Annotated in this window: 11 protein-coding genes and 3 pseudogenes; 7 read left to right on the top strand and 7 right to left on the bottom strand. The window is 47.9% G+C overall.

Going from position 1 to position 14,830, the window contains the following annotated elements; genetic code table 11:
• Positions 1–19 precede the first annotated feature (19 nt).
• Positions 20–1,726, bottom strand: a complete 1,707-nt coding sequence (locus ACQ76X_RS05475) for a GMC family oxidoreductase N-terminal domain-containing protein (RefSeq protein WP_438492471.1) — start codon at positions 1,724–1,726, stop codon at positions 20–22.
• A 4-nt stretch (positions 1,727–1,730) separates the two neighbouring features.
• Positions 1,731–2,396 (bottom strand): hypothetical protein, encoded by a 666-nt coding sequence (locus ACQ76X_RS05470; protein ID WP_438492136.1) that lies wholly within the window; start codon positions 2,394–2,396, stop codon positions 1,731–1,733.
• Positions 2,397–2,733: 337 nt separating this feature from the next.
• Here ACQ76X_RS05470 and ACQ76X_RS05465 point away from each other — a divergent pair, with 337 nt between their 5' ends.
• The 3 genes from ACQ76X_RS05465 to ACQ76X_RS05455 all read left to right on the top strand — a co-directional run bounded on the left by ACQ76X_RS05465 (position 2,734) and on the right by ACQ76X_RS05455 (position 7,417).
• Positions 2,734–4,017 carry an IS110 family transposase gene (locus ACQ76X_RS05465; RefSeq protein WP_438492135.1) on the top strand — a complete coding sequence of 428 codons (1,284 nt, stop codon included), beginning with the start codon at positions 2,734–2,736 and terminating at the stop codon, positions 4,015–4,017.
• Between the two features lie 623 nt (positions 4,018–4,640).
• Complete coding sequence (locus ACQ76X_RS05460; RefSeq protein WP_438492133.1) at positions 4,641–6,629, top strand: Na+/H+ antiporter; 1,989 nt, start codon at positions 4,641–4,643, stop codon at positions 6,627–6,629.
• Positions 6,630–6,811: 182 nt separating this feature from the next.
• Positions 6,812–7,417, top strand: coding sequence for a DUF1349 domain-containing protein (locus ACQ76X_RS05455; RefSeq protein ID WP_076109899.1), 606 nt, complete (start codon positions 6,812–6,814; stop codon positions 7,415–7,417).
• A gap of 88 nt (positions 7,418–7,505) precedes the next feature.
• Here ACQ76X_RS05455 and ACQ76X_RS05450 read toward each other — a convergent pair whose 3' ends face one another.
• Genes ACQ76X_RS05450 through ACQ76X_RS05440 form a run of 3 tightly spaced genes read right to left on the bottom strand, consistent with a single transcriptional unit; the run spans position 7,506 to position 10,346 of the window.
• Complete coding sequence (locus tag ACQ76X_RS05450) at positions 7,506–8,177, bottom strand: LutC/YkgG family protein (RefSeq protein ID WP_438492132.1); 672 nt, start codon at positions 8,175–8,177, stop codon at positions 7,506–7,508.
• Complete coding sequence (locus ACQ76X_RS05445) at positions 8,174–9,601, bottom strand: LutB/LldF family L-lactate oxidation iron-sulfur protein (RefSeq protein ID WP_438492130.1); 1,428 nt, start codon at positions 9,599–9,601, stop codon at positions 8,174–8,176. Before ACQ76X_RS05445 ends, ACQ76X_RS05450 begins: the two co-directional genes overlap by 4 nt.
• Positions 9,582–10,346 (bottom strand): (Fe-S)-binding protein, encoded by a 765-nt coding sequence (locus ACQ76X_RS05440; protein WP_438492128.1) that lies wholly within the window; start codon positions 10,344–10,346, stop codon positions 9,582–9,584. Before ACQ76X_RS05440 ends, ACQ76X_RS05445 begins: the two co-directional genes overlap by 20 nt.
• Before the next feature lie 167 nt (positions 10,347–10,513).
• Between ACQ76X_RS05440 and aldA the strand changes: the two genes are divergently transcribed.
• Together aldA and ACQ76X_RS05430 are read left to right on the top strand one after the other, a co-directional pair.
• Entirely contained in the window at positions 10,514–11,959 is a 1,446-nt protein-coding gene (gene aldA / locus ACQ76X_RS05435) for an aldehyde dehydrogenase (RefSeq protein WP_438492127.1), read from the top strand.
• Positions 11,960–12,108: 149 nt separating this feature from the next.
• Positions 12,109–12,531 carry an HIT family protein gene (locus tag ACQ76X_RS05430; RefSeq protein ID WP_438492125.1) on the top strand — a complete coding sequence of 141 codons (423 nt, stop codon included), beginning with the start codon at positions 12,109–12,111 and terminating at the stop codon, positions 12,529–12,531.
• A gap of 63 nt (positions 12,532–12,594) precedes the next feature.
• Here ACQ76X_RS05430 and ACQ76X_RS05425 read toward each other — a convergent pair.
• Together ACQ76X_RS05425 and ACQ76X_RS05420 are read right to left on the bottom strand one after the other, a co-directional pair.
• Positions 12,595–12,861 (bottom strand): annotated as a pseudogene (locus ACQ76X_RS05425) (Rpn family recombination-promoting nuclease/putative transposase); the annotation flags it as partial.
• 232 nt (positions 12,862–13,093) lie between these two features.
• Entirely contained in the window at positions 13,094–13,513 is a 420-nt protein-coding gene (locus ACQ76X_RS05420; RefSeq protein WP_438492123.1) for a GNAT family N-acetyltransferase, read from the bottom strand.
• A 303-nt stretch (positions 13,514–13,816) separates the two neighbouring features.
• Between ACQ76X_RS05420 and ACQ76X_RS05415 the strand changes: the two are divergent.
• A pseudogene (locus ACQ76X_RS05415) lies at positions 13,817–14,035 on the top strand (MFS transporter); the annotation flags it as partial.
• Positions 14,036–14,489: 454 nt separating this feature from the next.
• A pseudogene (locus ACQ76X_RS05410) lies at positions 14,490–14,830 on the top strand (acetylhydrolase); the annotation flags it as partial.

The raw sequence follows: 14,830 nt of genomic DNA, 5'->3' as shown, positions 1-14,830 counted from the left end.
ATTCCACCGCAATGGGGGATTAGCTAAAATACTTTGTTACGATCTTCTCCGCTGTCCGTGTGGCCAGCGCCTGGGTCGTAAGTGTCGGATTAGGCCCGCCGATTCCGTTGAAGTGCACACTGTTATCTGCAATGAATAAGCGTTTCACTTGCAGCGCTTCACAGTTCGTATCGGTGACATAGCCCATCCGCATCGTACTTTCCAGATGGAGCATAAATCCGAAAGCGGTATCCGAACGGATAATCTGCCTGGCACCGGCTTGCCGCAATGTTTCTGAAGCGTATCTTGCCAGTTGATCACGCCTCTTGAGTGTCTTCACACTGGGGGTGTAATAAATGATCGGGATCGGGCCATGTTCGTCTTTCAGCAGAGGGTCAACCTCAACCCTGTTGCGGTAGAGCGTTTCATCATCCGTCAGCAGCAGCATGGTCATAGTCCGGCTATAGTTCATCATCAATTCCTTCAGTTGCGGACCGACGACCCTGCCGCGAATATTCCATGGTGCTCCAGGCTCCGGCGGGTTCAGTGCGTCATATCCTGCTTCACTGAAGCCATAAGTCAAAAAGGACATTAATCCGGGGCTTAGGCAAGAAATCTGGAAGACCCCAGTTCCCGGAATGTCTACCCTGGCTCCCGAAGTATGACCCACATACGGATAGACTGCCGGAAGACCCATAATGCTCATAAGATCCTTCTCATCAAACACGCCGCCAACCCAATCAAAGCAATGATTGGTCAAGCCTCTTCCCACCCATTCGTTACGGGGGAGATCCGAATTCAGCCACAGACGGGGTGATTCGATGCAGCCGGCTGCCATAATGACTATTCTGGCTGTCAGTTCGCCGATTTCTCCCGTCCACGTATCCCGGAACTGAACACCGCTCGCGCGGATTCCTTCCTTGGGGTCGTGCGAAGTAAGAATTTTGATGACGAAGGAATTGGGCCGGATCGCAACATTGCCGGTTTTCAGAGCGAGCGGGACATAACTGACCAGCGTACTTCGTTTGGCTATTTTGTCAACAGAAGGGCCCGACGCGCATCCATTGACGCAATTCCCTCTCAGTGTACATCCTTCCATATTGGATAATTGATCAAGTGAATACCCGGTATCCATCAGATGCTCGTTGGGCGGCAAAATGGCATTGGGATTCGGCCGGTATCCCGGAGTGGTTACGTTCAGCGTAGGGTTCAGCTGCCATCCGGCTTTCTTTGCACCATAATAAAAAAGCTCTTCTTTAGGTGTCGTAGGCGAAAATTGAACGGGCAGCGTGGCTTCGGCTTTCTCGTAATAAGGAATCAGCTCCCGGTAGCTGAGTGGCCACACCTGGTCAACGGCCAGGGGAAATGCCCGCGGCGATTGTGCCCAGTAATGCTGCGTCGTTCCGCCGACTCCGGAAGCCTGCCAAATATCGCCCTTCTGCCGCATAATACGGTGCCATGGGGTACGGCGCCGGTCAGCAGGCCCAAAGCGGAATACACCGGATACTACATCATTCATATTGTTCTCATACGCATTGAAGACCTTCTTGTAAATCCCGATATCCAAATCCTTGTAATCAGCGCTCCATTCTCCGCCGTGTTCACTGTTCGGATTCACCCATTGCTTGTTTCCGTACCAGGCCCCTGCTTCCAGTACCAGTACTTTCAGCCCGGCTTCTCCAAGCTCTTTAGCCGCAACGGCACCTCCGCCGCCGGACCCGATAACAATTACATCAGCATCGAACATGGTCTCAGCTGCACACAATGGATGATCCCCCTCCTTGTCGCTCAATGGTCAACACATTACCAAGCAGGGCTCGATAACCAGGGACAATTCCCGGGTATTCCGCTTGTATCCATCCCACCGGAAACCCTTCCAGTCTCCGCTTCGTCGGAACACTGAGCCGGGTCTTTCCATATGCCGGCCATTCCGAGTAGTTCCCAAACATGGTCTGTCTGTTGAGGAAATCTATGATATACCGTATAAGACCTGCATCATTCCGGAAGGGGGGCGGTACAGTTCCAAGATCGAGGTCCGCATGCTCCAGCATGGCAAGCACCCGAATCCGGTCTGCAGGGCGAAGGGAGGCGAACGGACTTGCCGCCCAAACGGAATAATCAATAACATCCTGCATCTGTCCGGAGGCGACGAATTGAACGGCACCGCAATTGAGCAACCCGGCGACAGGAGAAGATAGCGGTACAACTGTCAAATAAAAACCTTGCACAAGCGAAAGAGAGTGGTCCAGCTCCCAGATCATATACTCGTGAACACATAAATTAACAGCACCTGCAGTCTGCACGTCCCCGCATGCATAGCCAGTCGCAGTATTCGGGATTATTGCTTCAACAAGAGCGCGAAATGTGGTACAGGTATGGGGAGAGACGGTTGCGGCGTAGGTTGCAGCCGGATGCATGACAAATCCCCCTTTGCTATAACGGATTTTGCTGGTCTCCAGTTTCCCGTATATAGATACCTATTCCTCAGATTTCACTTTAGACGCTGTTCAGCAGCAAGAATCTGAAATCTTAAAGAGTTGAATAAATGGAGCAGGCTGTATTAATGAAGTAGCTGGCGATTCCCGATAAAAATACCTATACAAGTTGAACTAAAGAACTACCTAGAGGCTAAAGCAGCGGAGCATTCCTGTTGGTGCTAAGAAATGACGTTTGCCAAAAGAATGAGCGCCTCTGTAAGATGGAATCATGTCACGGGCAGTGACTAACAAAATTCATCTTAGGAGGACGCTCACTATGAAGTGTAAACAAAGAAATAAACAAAATCAACAGATCGAGAGAATTACACCCAAACACCTGGTCATTGGCGTAGATATTGCAAAAGATATTCATGTAGCCCGGGCCGTCAATTATCGTGGAATCGAAATTGGGAAACCTCTAAAGTTTTCTGATTCTCAAGAAGGCTTTATTCGATTCCAGCGCTGGCCTCAGCAGCTTCAAACCACACAACGATTAACAGGTGTTGTCGTAGGAATGGAGCCCACAGGACACTACTGGTTTCATCTGGCAGATTGGCTTGTTGCAGAATCCATTGACGTGGTATTAGTCAATCCGGCAACAACCAAACGCAATAAAGAAAATCGGGATAATTCTCCCTCCAAAAGTGATGTGAAAGATGCCCTAGTCATTGCCGATGTGGTTTCTTGGGGCTATTATACCGATTTGCCTCGTACACCGGCCATCTTCCAGCGATTACGCGTGTCCATGAATTACCGGGAAACCTACATGAAAGATTTGGTCGCCCTCAAAAACCGCATTACACGCTGGATGGATGTAAGCTTTCCGGAGTATAGAACCGTATTTAAAGATTGGACTGTGCCCCGTTCGCTAGCCACCCTGCAAGCCTTTCCCCTACCCGGGGACATTAAGCACCTGGACGTCGAGAAGATTATGGCAGGGTGGAAACCATACATGAAGCGAGTGGGCGGTTCCCAGGGGTTACAGAAGGCTGCAGAACTGCTGGCCGCTGCCCGTCGCTCAGTAGGACGTACAATATGTCAGGATGAAGAGCGCCGTCATCTCTTGAATCTAATCGCCGATTACCTTCATCTGGCGCAGCGAGTGGAGGCGATGCACCAAGAACTCACCCGACTGCTGGCGGAGATCCCTGAATTGACGGAGCGCCTGCGTTCGATTCAAGGACTCGGGACGATCTGTATTGCGGCTCTATTGGCAGGGACAGGGGACCTGCGGACCTATGCGCATGGCAACCAGATCCTTTCTCAAGCAGGATTGAACTTGGCGGAGAAGAGCTCAGGGAAATACCAGGGACAAGTCAAAATCACGAAACGAGGAAGGCCGCAATTACGCAAACACCTTTACCTGGGTGTAGTGTCACTGGTCTCCCAAAATCCCGCCTTTAAAATATGGCATGAGTATAATGTAAAAGAAAAGAACATGAAGCCGATGGCCTCGATCTTTAAGCTAATTGGAAAGCTATGTCGCATTATTGTAGGTCTGGTCCGTCAAGAAAGTACGTTTGACCCAACCGTCGCTGTCTCTACCCTGCGGGCTGCGTAGAGAGACATTGCAAGGATTGGCTCATTTGCAGGATCGCTACCACAATGGAGCGTATTGAAGCCGGGATAAAATTCCCAAAGGGCTCTGACCCGTAAGCTGTAGCACAACCGGTCTCCACTCCCTGGATAGATATAACGAAGGAATGAAAGGGCGTAGACCCGTCGAGTCATGGGAGGGTAAATCCCCAGGAAATGAGTGGAGTGATGCTCCTGTATAAAATGAACTTCGGGATATTGCTTATCTCTTATTCCTGCATGCCTCTAATTAGGCAGGGGGAAAGCTCCCCGCCAGTCCTTCTATCTTTCTCATCTAAATAACAGGGAGATATCCTGCGAATGAGCGAGCATTTGTAAGAAAAACCATTAATACAGAGGGAGGGGGATTTTGGAACTGTAGGAGCGATAGCGACCGCCTTTGTCTCCGGATTTCAACCGCAAATAGCGGTATAAATCAAGAAATCGGGAGACAACAGCGGCCGGAAGTCCAAACATTCACCGCAGTTGCGTTCTATGCCGGTTTGGTAAGTCTAAAGTTCAACTTATATAAGTGCCAAGATGATTTACATTCAGTTTAAACATTTATCTTACATTAAAATGAATTCTCGCATATGGAGGTAAGATCTTTTGGAATTGTTTGAATATATTTTGCTGATGCTGGCGGCAGTCTCTTTATCCAATTTAGTGAACCGATTTATCCCTTCGGTCTCCGTGCCTATTATTCAAATCGTGCTGGGGATGGTGATTACTTGGCTGCCCGTGCACTATGAACTGAAACTAAATCCGGAGCTGTTCTTGTTGCTGTTCATTGCCCCGTTGCTGTTCAATGACGGCAGACATGCCGATAAAGAAGCCCTTTGGAAGCTGAAGAAGCCCATTCTTTTGCTGGCGCTGGGTCTGGTCTTTGTAACGGTAGGGGTCATGGGATATTTCCTTAATTGGCTGCTTCCGGTCATCCCGCTGGCGGCGTCCTTTGCGCTGGCGGCTGCATTAGCGCCTACCGATGCCGTGGCCGTGGGCGCACTGGAGCAGAAAGTCAAAATCCCCCACCGGACGATGCAAATCCTTGAGGGAGAATCTTTAATAAATGACGCATCGGGTCTGGTTTCCTTTCAGTTTGCCGTGGCCGCTATGGTCACTGGTGTGTTCTCCTTCAAATCCGCCGGGCTTAGCTTCATTTCCATTTCACTAGGCGGTGTGGTGCTGGGTCTTCTGCTCACACTAGTGAAATATGGAGTGGTGAAATGGCTGCGGAGACTGGGAATGGAGAATGTCACGCTTCACATGCTGATTGAGATCCTGACTCCCTTTTTGATCTTTATGGCGGCCGAGGAACTGGGGGTCAACGGCATCCTTGCTGTCGTCGCCGCAGGAATTGCCCATTCTTTCGGTTACAAGAAAATGAATCCCGAAGTAGCCAAGCTGAGCATAGTCTCCAAAAGCACCTGGTCGGTCATTATTTTTGTACTGAACGGGCTGGTCTTCCTGCTGCTTGGCACCCAGCTGCCGGAGATTATTCAGACGATTTGGAACAGCCCGGAAATAGGGAATTTTAAAGTGATTATGTACACGCTGCTATTGACTGCGGCTGTACTCGGGTTGCGCCTTGTCTGGGCGCTTCTGATGGATATTCCCGAAGGGACCGAACCGCGCGGCCCATGGCAGCTGAGGTTCAAGAAGGCGCTTATCCTTAGTCTGTCAGGAGTCCGGGGAACGATCACACTGGCGAGTACGTTGTCGCTGCCGTTTTTTCTTGATGATGGCACAGCATTTCCGGCCAGAGATCTGATCATTTTCCTGGCGGCTGGAGTTATATTGTGGACCCTGCTGGCCTCCAACTATCTGCTGCCGCTTTTATTGGGGAAAGAAACGCAAACAGAACAGGAAGAGGAGGAGATTCAGGCGAAAATTGAGATTCTGAGGAATGTTGTTAGCGGATTAAACGACCTGACCACGGACCAGAACCGGCTGGCTACTGCCCAGATCATCAATACGTATACCTCCAGAATCCGAATGCTCAGGAAAGATGAGAAGAAGGATAAGGTACAGCAGTCCTTGGGCCTGGCTGTCCTGCAATGGGAAAGAGAGAACACGCTGCTTGCGCTGGAGAAAAAAGAAGTGAATCCATATACAGCGTACCGTTATCTGAACAGAATTAACCGGTTGCTGTTTATGCACACACGGAATCCCCAGTATAAAAGAGAGCTGTTCCCCGTTAAGCATTGGGACGAGGTGGTCGGGGTGCTGCAGCAAGCCCGGTTAAGCATCCGCGAAAGACGCGCCGAATTGAACAGCCTCAGAATTCAAAATATTACTTATGTTATTAAGCAGCTAAAGACTCTGCTTACAGAAGGAACGCCGGATATGGAGACAGTCAACTCGATAGTTCTGCAATATGAACGGATGCTGCTGCGCCTGACAAGAAGCGAATCGGACACTGGCACCCGAAAAGAGTTCGACATGTCGATGCAGGAGCTGGCCCGGGTCGGAATTCAGCTGGAGAGAGATCATATCCAATCCATGTTCGAGACAGGGCGTCTCTCCAGACAGGGCATGAAAGAAATGAAACGCGATATCCTCTTCATGGAGCATGATCTGCGAGAAGAGACGAGTTAAGGAGGGCGGTCTTGCCGCAGAAGGCGCTCATATCCAAAAAATCAATAGTTTATATTAATAAGTCCCCAAATAAGGGTGCTTGACCGTTGAAATAGGATAACTTATGCTTTCTTAGAGTACCAGCGTCCCCCCAAAAGATACTGCTTACAATGGTATGAAAAACAATCAAAGGAGAATTTCGAATGGAACAATCAATCTTTGATGATTTTGAGTGGATCAACCAAAGCAAGGCGAGCTATGTAGACGACAAACTGATTATTGAAGCACCGGCTGAAACGGATTTCTTCTGTAATAATGGTGCCATTTCGGAAACTGGAATTACCCCGGAAAGCCTCTTAAATGCCCCCTTTTACTACAAAGAGGTAACCGGAGATTTTGTGATGCGGGTTCAGGTTTCGCATGATTTCAAGGATACTTATGATTCGGCGACGATTATGGTGATGCAGGATTTTCAAGTATGGGCCAAAGCCTGCTTTGAAAAGACAGACTTTGATACCCATGCTGTAGTTAGCGTTGTAACCAATCATACTTCAGACGACGCCAACGGCTGCAATATTAACGGAAATATTGTATGGCTGCAGGTTGCTAGAGTAGATAATGCATTCTCTTTCCACTATTCGCTGGATGGGATCAAGTTCGACATGATGCGGTTCTTCACTTTACCGGTGGATCAGACCCTTAAGGTTGGTCTTGTAGCGCAGGCACCGATAGGCCAAGGCGGGGAACGGATTTTTCATAATTTTTCATTGATTAATAGAACGGTAAAAAATATCCGGTTTGGCGAATAAACTTCAACCAGTTACATAGAGAATCATATGGAAGTAATACGTTGGCCGCTCTGCATGGAACGGCCTCTTTTTGTGTTAATCATAGAAACTAAATTAGTACATAAGTTGCTCTCAAGGGCCCATGAACCCCGACCACGAGCTGCATTTCAATATCGGCCGAATTCGAAGGACCGGAGATGAAGTTGATGGAGGAGCCCAAGGGTTCACCTGCTTGAATTCGCCGGTTTAGATCGGCTGCGGCCTGAGTGGAGCGAAGCACAAGCCTCTTTTTTTCAATAATCGCAATATAATGGGCAGGCAGAAAGTGGAGCGAGCGGCCTTGATCCGGGCGGCTTTCTACGACAATTGTTCCTGACTCGGCTAGTGCGTAGTCGGCGAAGACAATCGCGGTATTGGCCGATTCGGAGCGGAGAATATTCTGCTCTCTTCCTGCAGCTTCCTCCCAGACGTACGAATCCGGGAAGTTTATCACATAATCGGTAAACCGGGTATCTCCGGAAGTGATTACAGCGCCTCCGCCATTCGCTTGGATCAGATCATCCAATGTTCTCTGCACAATCTCGGGATTCGACTCAATCAACTGAGTCTGGATAAAAAAGCACTGCTCTTTAAGAATCTCTATCAGCTCGTCGGTTGTTAAATCGCCATAGCTATCTGGGATCCACTCTTTCAGGTCGGGTCGCTGAACATCATATACACGTTCTCGCCCCAGCTTGGAGGCGATTGTGTTTAGAAAAGACTCCTTGCCCGATACCGTCATTGGCCTGCCCCTCCTTTACGTTTGTCAAACCACGCCCGGAAGCTGTCTTGCTGCTTGACCGGCTGGCTAAGATCACGAGCGTTGATCCAGCCGCGGACTAGGCCCGGTCCTCTAACAATTCGTCCATGTCTGCTGATCAGCTGGCTGGCCGGGTTCGCAAACCGCAGTGCTTTGCCGAACAAAGCTTGGGAAGACAGGAGACGGCTGGCCGCCTTCATCTGGAGTCTATCCCCTACACCGGTTCTGTTTTGTTCCACGATTTTCTGCCGGTGCAAGATAAGCTGCTCGTGAAGCGGAATTTTAACCGGACAGACATCCGTACAGGCTGCACACAGGCTGGAGGCAAAAGGAAGCTCTTTGTAGTCATCGTATCCGCCCAGAAGTGGGGTGATTACAGCTCCAATCGGACCCGGATAAATGGACCCGTAAGCATGCCCGCCAATATGGCGGTAGATCGGGCAGACGTTAAGACAGGCACCGCAGCGGATGCACTGCAGGGCTTCGTTGAATTCGCTGCCCAGAATCTCGGAACGGCCGTTGTCCACTACGACTAAATGGAACTCTTCCGGACCATCCGTCTCCCCGGCTGCCGAGGGGCCCATTACGGTAATATAACTGGTCAATTTTTGCCCCACAGCACTTCGGCAGAGCAGATTATCCAAAACCTCCATCTCCTCAAGCGTCGGGACGATTCGTTCCATCCCCATCACAGCGATATGCGTTTTCGGTATGGCGGCTGTAAGATCACCGTTGCCTTCATTGGTCACCAGATTAATGGCTCCAAGGTTAGCGATGGCAAAGTTGCAGCCCGTAATCCCGACATCCGCTTCCAGAAACTTTTGCCGCAGCACCGTCCGGGCAAAACGGGCGAGGTTCTCGGGACTTTCATCGCCTGCATATCCAAGCTTCTCAGTGAACACTTTATGGATTTGCGTCCGGTCTTTATGCAGCGCAGGGGCTACAATATGTGAAGGCGGGTCCCAATCATCCATTTGAAGGATATATTCCCCAAGATCGGTCTCGATCAGCTCGCAGCCTGCTTCCATCAGGACATGATTCAGCTCAATTTCCTCGGTGACCATTGATTTGGATTTGACGATTTTTTTAGCCTTTTTTTGTACGATGATGTCCCGGATATAGCTGCTTGCTTCCTCTTTGGTTTTTGCAAAATAGATGTGCCCGCCCTTTTTCTCAATGTTATCTGCCAGCTGCTCTAAGTAATAATCCAGATGTTTCAGCGTATGCTGGCGGATTTGCTGGCCGATGGTACGCCACTGCTCCCAATCCCCAAGAGAGGCCGCGGCGGAAAGGCGCCTGGTCTTCAGGCTGTCCTGGGCTGAGCTTACGGCGCTTCTCATGAAGGGATTACCGAGGCCATCTGTAGTCCGTTCGCTGAAATCCCGTTTATCCGTTTGCAGGCTCATGTCTGGCTCCCTCCTTGGCAACAGCAGCATTGTGATGGTTTAGCACTTCTGCAATATGCATTATTTTCACAGGTTCGCCCTTGCGGGACAAGCGGCCGCCGATGTTAAGCAGGCATCCCATATCTGCGCTGATCAGGATGTCCGCTCCGGTTTCAACGACACAACCGCATTTTTCATCGACCATTTGCTCGGAGATTTCAGGCATTTTCACGGAAAAGGTTCCACCAAAGCCGCAGCAATTATCACTGTTTTTGAGCGGCTCCAGTTGGAGTCCCTGTACCTGTTCAAGCAATTGGAAGGGGGTTTCCTTTTCTCCCAGCAGTCTTGTCATGTGGCAGGAACGGTGGTAGGTGGCGGTGCCTTCAAGCCTTGCGCCAACATCGGGAATGCCAAGCACCCTTACGATGAATTGTGTGAACTCATATGATTTCTCTTTTAATGCAATCGCTTTCAATTCCCAATGTGGATCTCCTTTGAAAATTTTCGGATATTCATGAAACATAGCGATACAGGAGCCGGACGGACCCACGACATAATCGGAGCGTTCAAAGGCAAGCATCATGTTTTTCATCGCAAGCTTGGAATCTTCAAGATAACCGCTGTTATAAGTAGGTTGACCGCAGCACACCTGCGAAGCCGGAAAGTCGAGTTCACAGCCGAGCCTTTCGAGAACTTGGACCATAGCAATTCCGACATTCGGGGTCATTAGGTCTACTAAACAAGTCGAAAAAATACTGACTTTCATTTCGATCCCTCCCAATGCAACCTTGATAAGAATAGCTTAACTCAAAAAGTCAATGAAAAACAACACAAAAACAAATAAAAAATGTGAATGTTGTTGACAAAAAATAATGATAACGTTTACACTAAGGAAGGATCGAATGGAATAATCTACCTTGAGGGGGAGAGACAGTGGAAAAGCATTTGATGTATATCAACGGCCAGTTTACGGAATCAGAAGGCAACGAGTGGATGAATGTAACCAATCCATCAACAGATGAAGTCATTTCACAGGTTCCCAAAGCTACAAGGAATGATGTGGTGCGTGCCATTAACGCAGCGGAAGAAGCCCAGTCAGCCTGGGAGGAAACACCTGCGGTTGAAAGAGGAAAGTACCTTCATGCCATTGCCGATGGGATTCGGGCAGAGGTTGATATCCTTGCCAGACTGATCTCCGAAGAAGTAGGTAAGACCTTGGAATTGTCCACGGTAGAGGTTAACTTTACAGCAGACTATATGGATTATATGGCAGAATGGGCACGACGTTATGAAGGGGAAATCGTTCAGAGTGATCGTGATAATGAGAATATTTTTGTGTTTAAACGGGCGATTGGGGTCACCACAGGCATTCTGCCATGGAACTTCCCGTTCTTTCTGATCGCCAGAAAAATGGCACCGGCCCTGATCACCGGAAATACGATTGTAGTCAAGCCTAGTGCCGAATCTCCAAACAACGCGGTGGCTTTTAGCAAAATTGTTGATAAAGCTGGCCTTCCTAAGGGCGTGTTCAACCTGGTTACCGGTAAAGGCGGAGAGGTCGGCAATGAATTGGCCAGTAACCCTAAAGTCGGTATGGTCAGTCTAACAGGCAGTGTGCCGGCAGGACAACAAGTGATGAAGGCGGCTGCTGAAAATATCATCAAGGTCAGTCTGGAGCTTGGCGGCAAGGCGCCTGCCATTGTTATGGATGATGCGGATCTGGATTTGGCTATCAAGGCAATCGTGGATTCCCGGGTGATCAATACAGGGCAGGTCTGCAACTGTGCGGAGCGGGTCTATGTGCATGAAAAGATCAAGGACGAATTCACCACCCGTCTGGTTGAGGCGATGAAGGCGGTGAAGTACGGCGATCCGCTGAAAGACAAGGATATTCATATGGGCCCGCTGATTAACAAGGCGGCGCAGGAATCCGTGCAGCAGAAGGTAAACCGTGCAGTACAAGAGGGCGCCAAAATCGCCTTCGGCGGTAAAAAGGTAGAGGGAGCAGGCAGCTTTTTTGAGCCGACGGTCATTACCGGTGCCACCAATGATATGGAAATTGTACAAGAGGAAATCTTCGGACCGGTTATCCCGATCATTTCTTTTGCTAACCTGGATGAAGCGATTGCGCTCGCCAATGACAGTGAGTTTGGACTGACCTCTTCCCTGTATACCCGGAATCTGAACGTCGCGATGAAAGTCATCAAACGTCTCAAATACGGGGAAACCTATATTAACCGCGAGAACTTTGAAGCAATGCAAGGCTTCCATGCAGGCTGGAGAAAATCCGGCATCGGCGGTGCAGACGGCAAACATGGTTTGAACGAATATCTCCAGACCCATGTAGTTTATTTACAGTATGATAAATCGGTCAACTAAATTAGTGGAAAATGAATCATGCACTTATCCGATACGGTCCGAAAGGGCCGTATTTTAGTGTGTAGGGGTGTAACTCTTTTAATTGTAGACAGCAAATTTTTGGAGCAGGATAGAGCTGTACATAATCACAGGGAGAAAGGATGTAGGACATGGAGAAAAATAAGGACTGCATGTATTGTATGGAGGATGAAAGAAGGGACAACCTTATGATTGAGGTGGCTCAGTTGGAAGTTTCGACCGTGTTTCTGTTCAAAGAGCAAACGTATAAAGGCAGATGTAATGTGGTTTATAAAGATCACGTAAAAGAGTTATTTCATCTTACAGCAGAAGAATTATCGGCATTCATGAGGGATGTGCAAAAAGTGGCCGCAGCTATGGATCAGGCTTTAGGGCTAGATAAATTGAACTACGGGGCTTACGGAGACAAGCTGCATCACCTTCACATGCACATTGTTCCTAAATATGCAGATCAAAAGGATTGGGGCTCCACCTTCCAAATGAACCCGGGCGATACTTATTTAAATGACGAAGAATATATTGAAATGATTGCTCAGATTAAAAAGCATTTATAAACTGGAAAATCCCTGATAACTCTAAGAATTATCGGGGATTTTCTCATTGGATTGACGGTGCCCTCAATGCATGGGTTTAAGCTTTTTTATGTCATCTTCAGGTAATCCAGTTGCTTTGGCTATAGATGAAAGATCCATTCCCATCCGCAAGAGGTTTTTAGCAACCTCAAGCTTGGTTTCTTCTTGGGCTCCTTCAATCATGGAGGCTTCGTCATGCAAGTGTTTTTGTCGCATCTCATACAAGCGTCGTGCCTCCACATCCTGACTTAAATATTCCAAGGCAGTCATAGCTTTTTCTAATCCGGGTTCATTCAACTTTAACACCTCCCAAGAGTCTGTAGAATGACAAATTTATATTAGATACCGTGTCATCAATTCGTCCAGGGTAACCGTAATTGTAAAGCGTCCGCACATATGATCAACCTCCATATAAGGATGTCTTAATAATAATCAAAAAACGAATTGTTCAAACACGGGAGTTCGTTGCTTGCTGTATTTATATTGACTCCTCATAGTTATAGCCTAACCATTTCTAAGTTCAATTCCGTAGGGTAGCCAATCGTTATAGCAACTTTGTAAAATATTTCGGAGACTCAGAAAAACCTTGTCGATTATAAAATCGATGTGCGTCATTTCTTCGAGAATGGCAATGAACCTGAATTCTGTCGCAGTTTCTTTTTTTAGCAGCCTTGCTTGCATACTCTTCAATTTTATGCCCAATTCCTTTATTTCTAATTGTTGAATCAACGACAAGATAACTTATACAGGCAATGTCCCCTGGGAGAGCTAGTTGGGGAATATAGTGTAACGAAATACAAGCAACAACATTTCCTTCGTCTACATAAACCATTAATTCTTCATCAGGATGAGCAAGTAACCTTTCTATATTTCCTTTAATAAAGGACTCGGTATTAGGATAGTCTAACTGGTTCATTAAATCAGAAATCGCCTTCCAATCATCAGTCTTTGCTTGTCTAATCATGCTTACACTCCTTATAAGGGGAATTTGAGATTAGCATCAACTATATTCCCTTATAAAACGCATGTCCAGAACCGCAATCAGTTCAATTTCATAGTTGTCTGGTCCCATTAAGAAAATACGGTATCCATTTATTTTTTGGAGGCGATCAAATGCAAATGGATCAAATGCAAATGGATCAAATGCAAATGCACATTGGTCAAACTGTTGAAATTATATATCAGGATAAAGCAGGGAATTTCACACAGCGGAAGATTGAGGTTAACGGAATTCGTGAAGACCGTATCCGTTGGCCCATAGCTATTATTGTTTTGGCACTTGCTGCGAACAACCCCGATCTTTCATTTTTCTCAGGAAGCCATTGCGTTGTTCGCGCTTGCCGGAGTCTCGGGTGCAGTAGCTGCGCCTGTGGCTGGACGGTTGGCCGACCGCGGCAGGACTAGACCCACTACAGGGATTGCACTCGCTACTGTCGTCATTTCTGTTTTGTTACCGCTTATGATCCGTACGGGTTCACCCACCGGACCCTCTGCCTAATTCCGTAAGTGTTCCGTTTGATTATGAAGCGTTCAAAAAGAATCTTAGATTTTATCAGCCTCGTTGCGCTACCGGATGTTAAAGTCCGGGAAAAGCCAATGAGGCTTTTTGGGTATTGAATCTCCAGCCACTGGAGGTTGTATGCTTTGGACAAGAAAACAGCAAGAACATAAAATGAGGAGGTTTTTAGTCATATGAGGTCTTTTGAAATGTTATCTACCGTCTTTAATATCCTATTGCTTGGTTGGTTAATATTCGCTAGGAATAAGTCGCGGCGAGGGCTACTCATTGGGTTTGGCATTTCCGCCATAGTAGTGCTCATACAGGGGCTCGTCGAAGGCATGCGCTGGCAGTACTTTATGCTTCTATAGCGGTGACACTGCCGCTCCTGCTTCCGGTATTCACTTTTGAGAAGCCGACAGACCCATACAAGATAGGGACCGTGTCCTATAGCTGGAAAGACGAGCAGCGAGAGGAGAGCTATACACCGGACCCCGACGATAAACGTGAATTGATGGTGCAGATTTGGTATCCGGCGAGTTCAACAGCAAAGGGAAAAACAGCACCCTATGTGTCTAACCCGGATATTTTTGCAGAGGGATACAGCAGAGCTCTTCATTTACCTAAAATATTGTTTACAAACCTGGGATTGGTCAAACCCCATGCTATTGAAAACGCAGAAATATCCGATAAGGAATCCCAATATCCGGTGCTGTTTTTCTCGCATTCATTAAACGGAGTTAAAAACCAAAACACCTTTGAGATTGTACAATTAGTCAGTCA

Source organism: Paenibacillus sp. IHBB 3054, from assembly GCF_051594305.1.
Lineage (GTDB): Bacteria > Bacillota > Bacilli > Paenibacillales > Paenibacillaceae > Paenibacillus_AQ.
The sequence above is the reverse complement of the archived record's forward strand: the minus strand, read 5'-3'. Positions and strand labels throughout refer to the sequence as shown.

Bases quoted from the DNA above. Each gene is read 5' to 3' on its own strand.
- ACQ76X_RS05475 (WP_438492471.1), bottom strand. From the start codon at position 1,726: ATGTTCGATGCTGATGTAATTGTTATCGGGTCCGGCGGCGGAGGTGCC.
- ACQ76X_RS05470 (WP_438492136.1), bottom strand. From the start codon at position 2,396: ATGCATCCGGCTGCAACCTACGCCGCAACCGTCTCTCCCCATACCTGT.
- ACQ76X_RS05465 (WP_438492135.1), top strand. From the start codon at position 2,734: ATGAAGTGTAAACAAAGAAATAAACAAAATCAACAGATCGAGAGAATT.
- ACQ76X_RS05455 (WP_076109899.1), top strand. From the start codon at position 6,812: ATGGAACAATCAATCTTTGATGATTTTGAGTGGATCAACCAAAGCAAG.
- ACQ76X_RS05450 (WP_438492132.1), bottom strand. From the start codon at position 8,177: ATGACGGTATCGGGCAAGGAGTCTTTTCTAAACACAATCGCCTCCAAG.
- ACQ76X_RS05445 (WP_438492130.1), bottom strand. From the start codon at position 9,601: ATGAGCCTGCAAACGGATAAACGGGATTTCAGCGAACGGACTACAGAT.
- ACQ76X_RS05440 (WP_438492128.1), bottom strand. From the start codon at position 10,346: ATGAAAGTCAGTATTTTTTCGACTTGTTTAGTAGACCTAATGACCCCG.
- ACQ76X_RS05430 (WP_438492125.1), top strand. From the start codon at position 12,109: ATGGAGAAAAATAAGGACTGCATGTATTGTATGGAGGATGAAAGAAGG.
- ACQ76X_RS05420 (WP_438492123.1), bottom strand. From the start codon at position 13,513: ATGATTAGACAAGCAAAGACTGATGATTGGAAGGCGATTTCTGATTTA.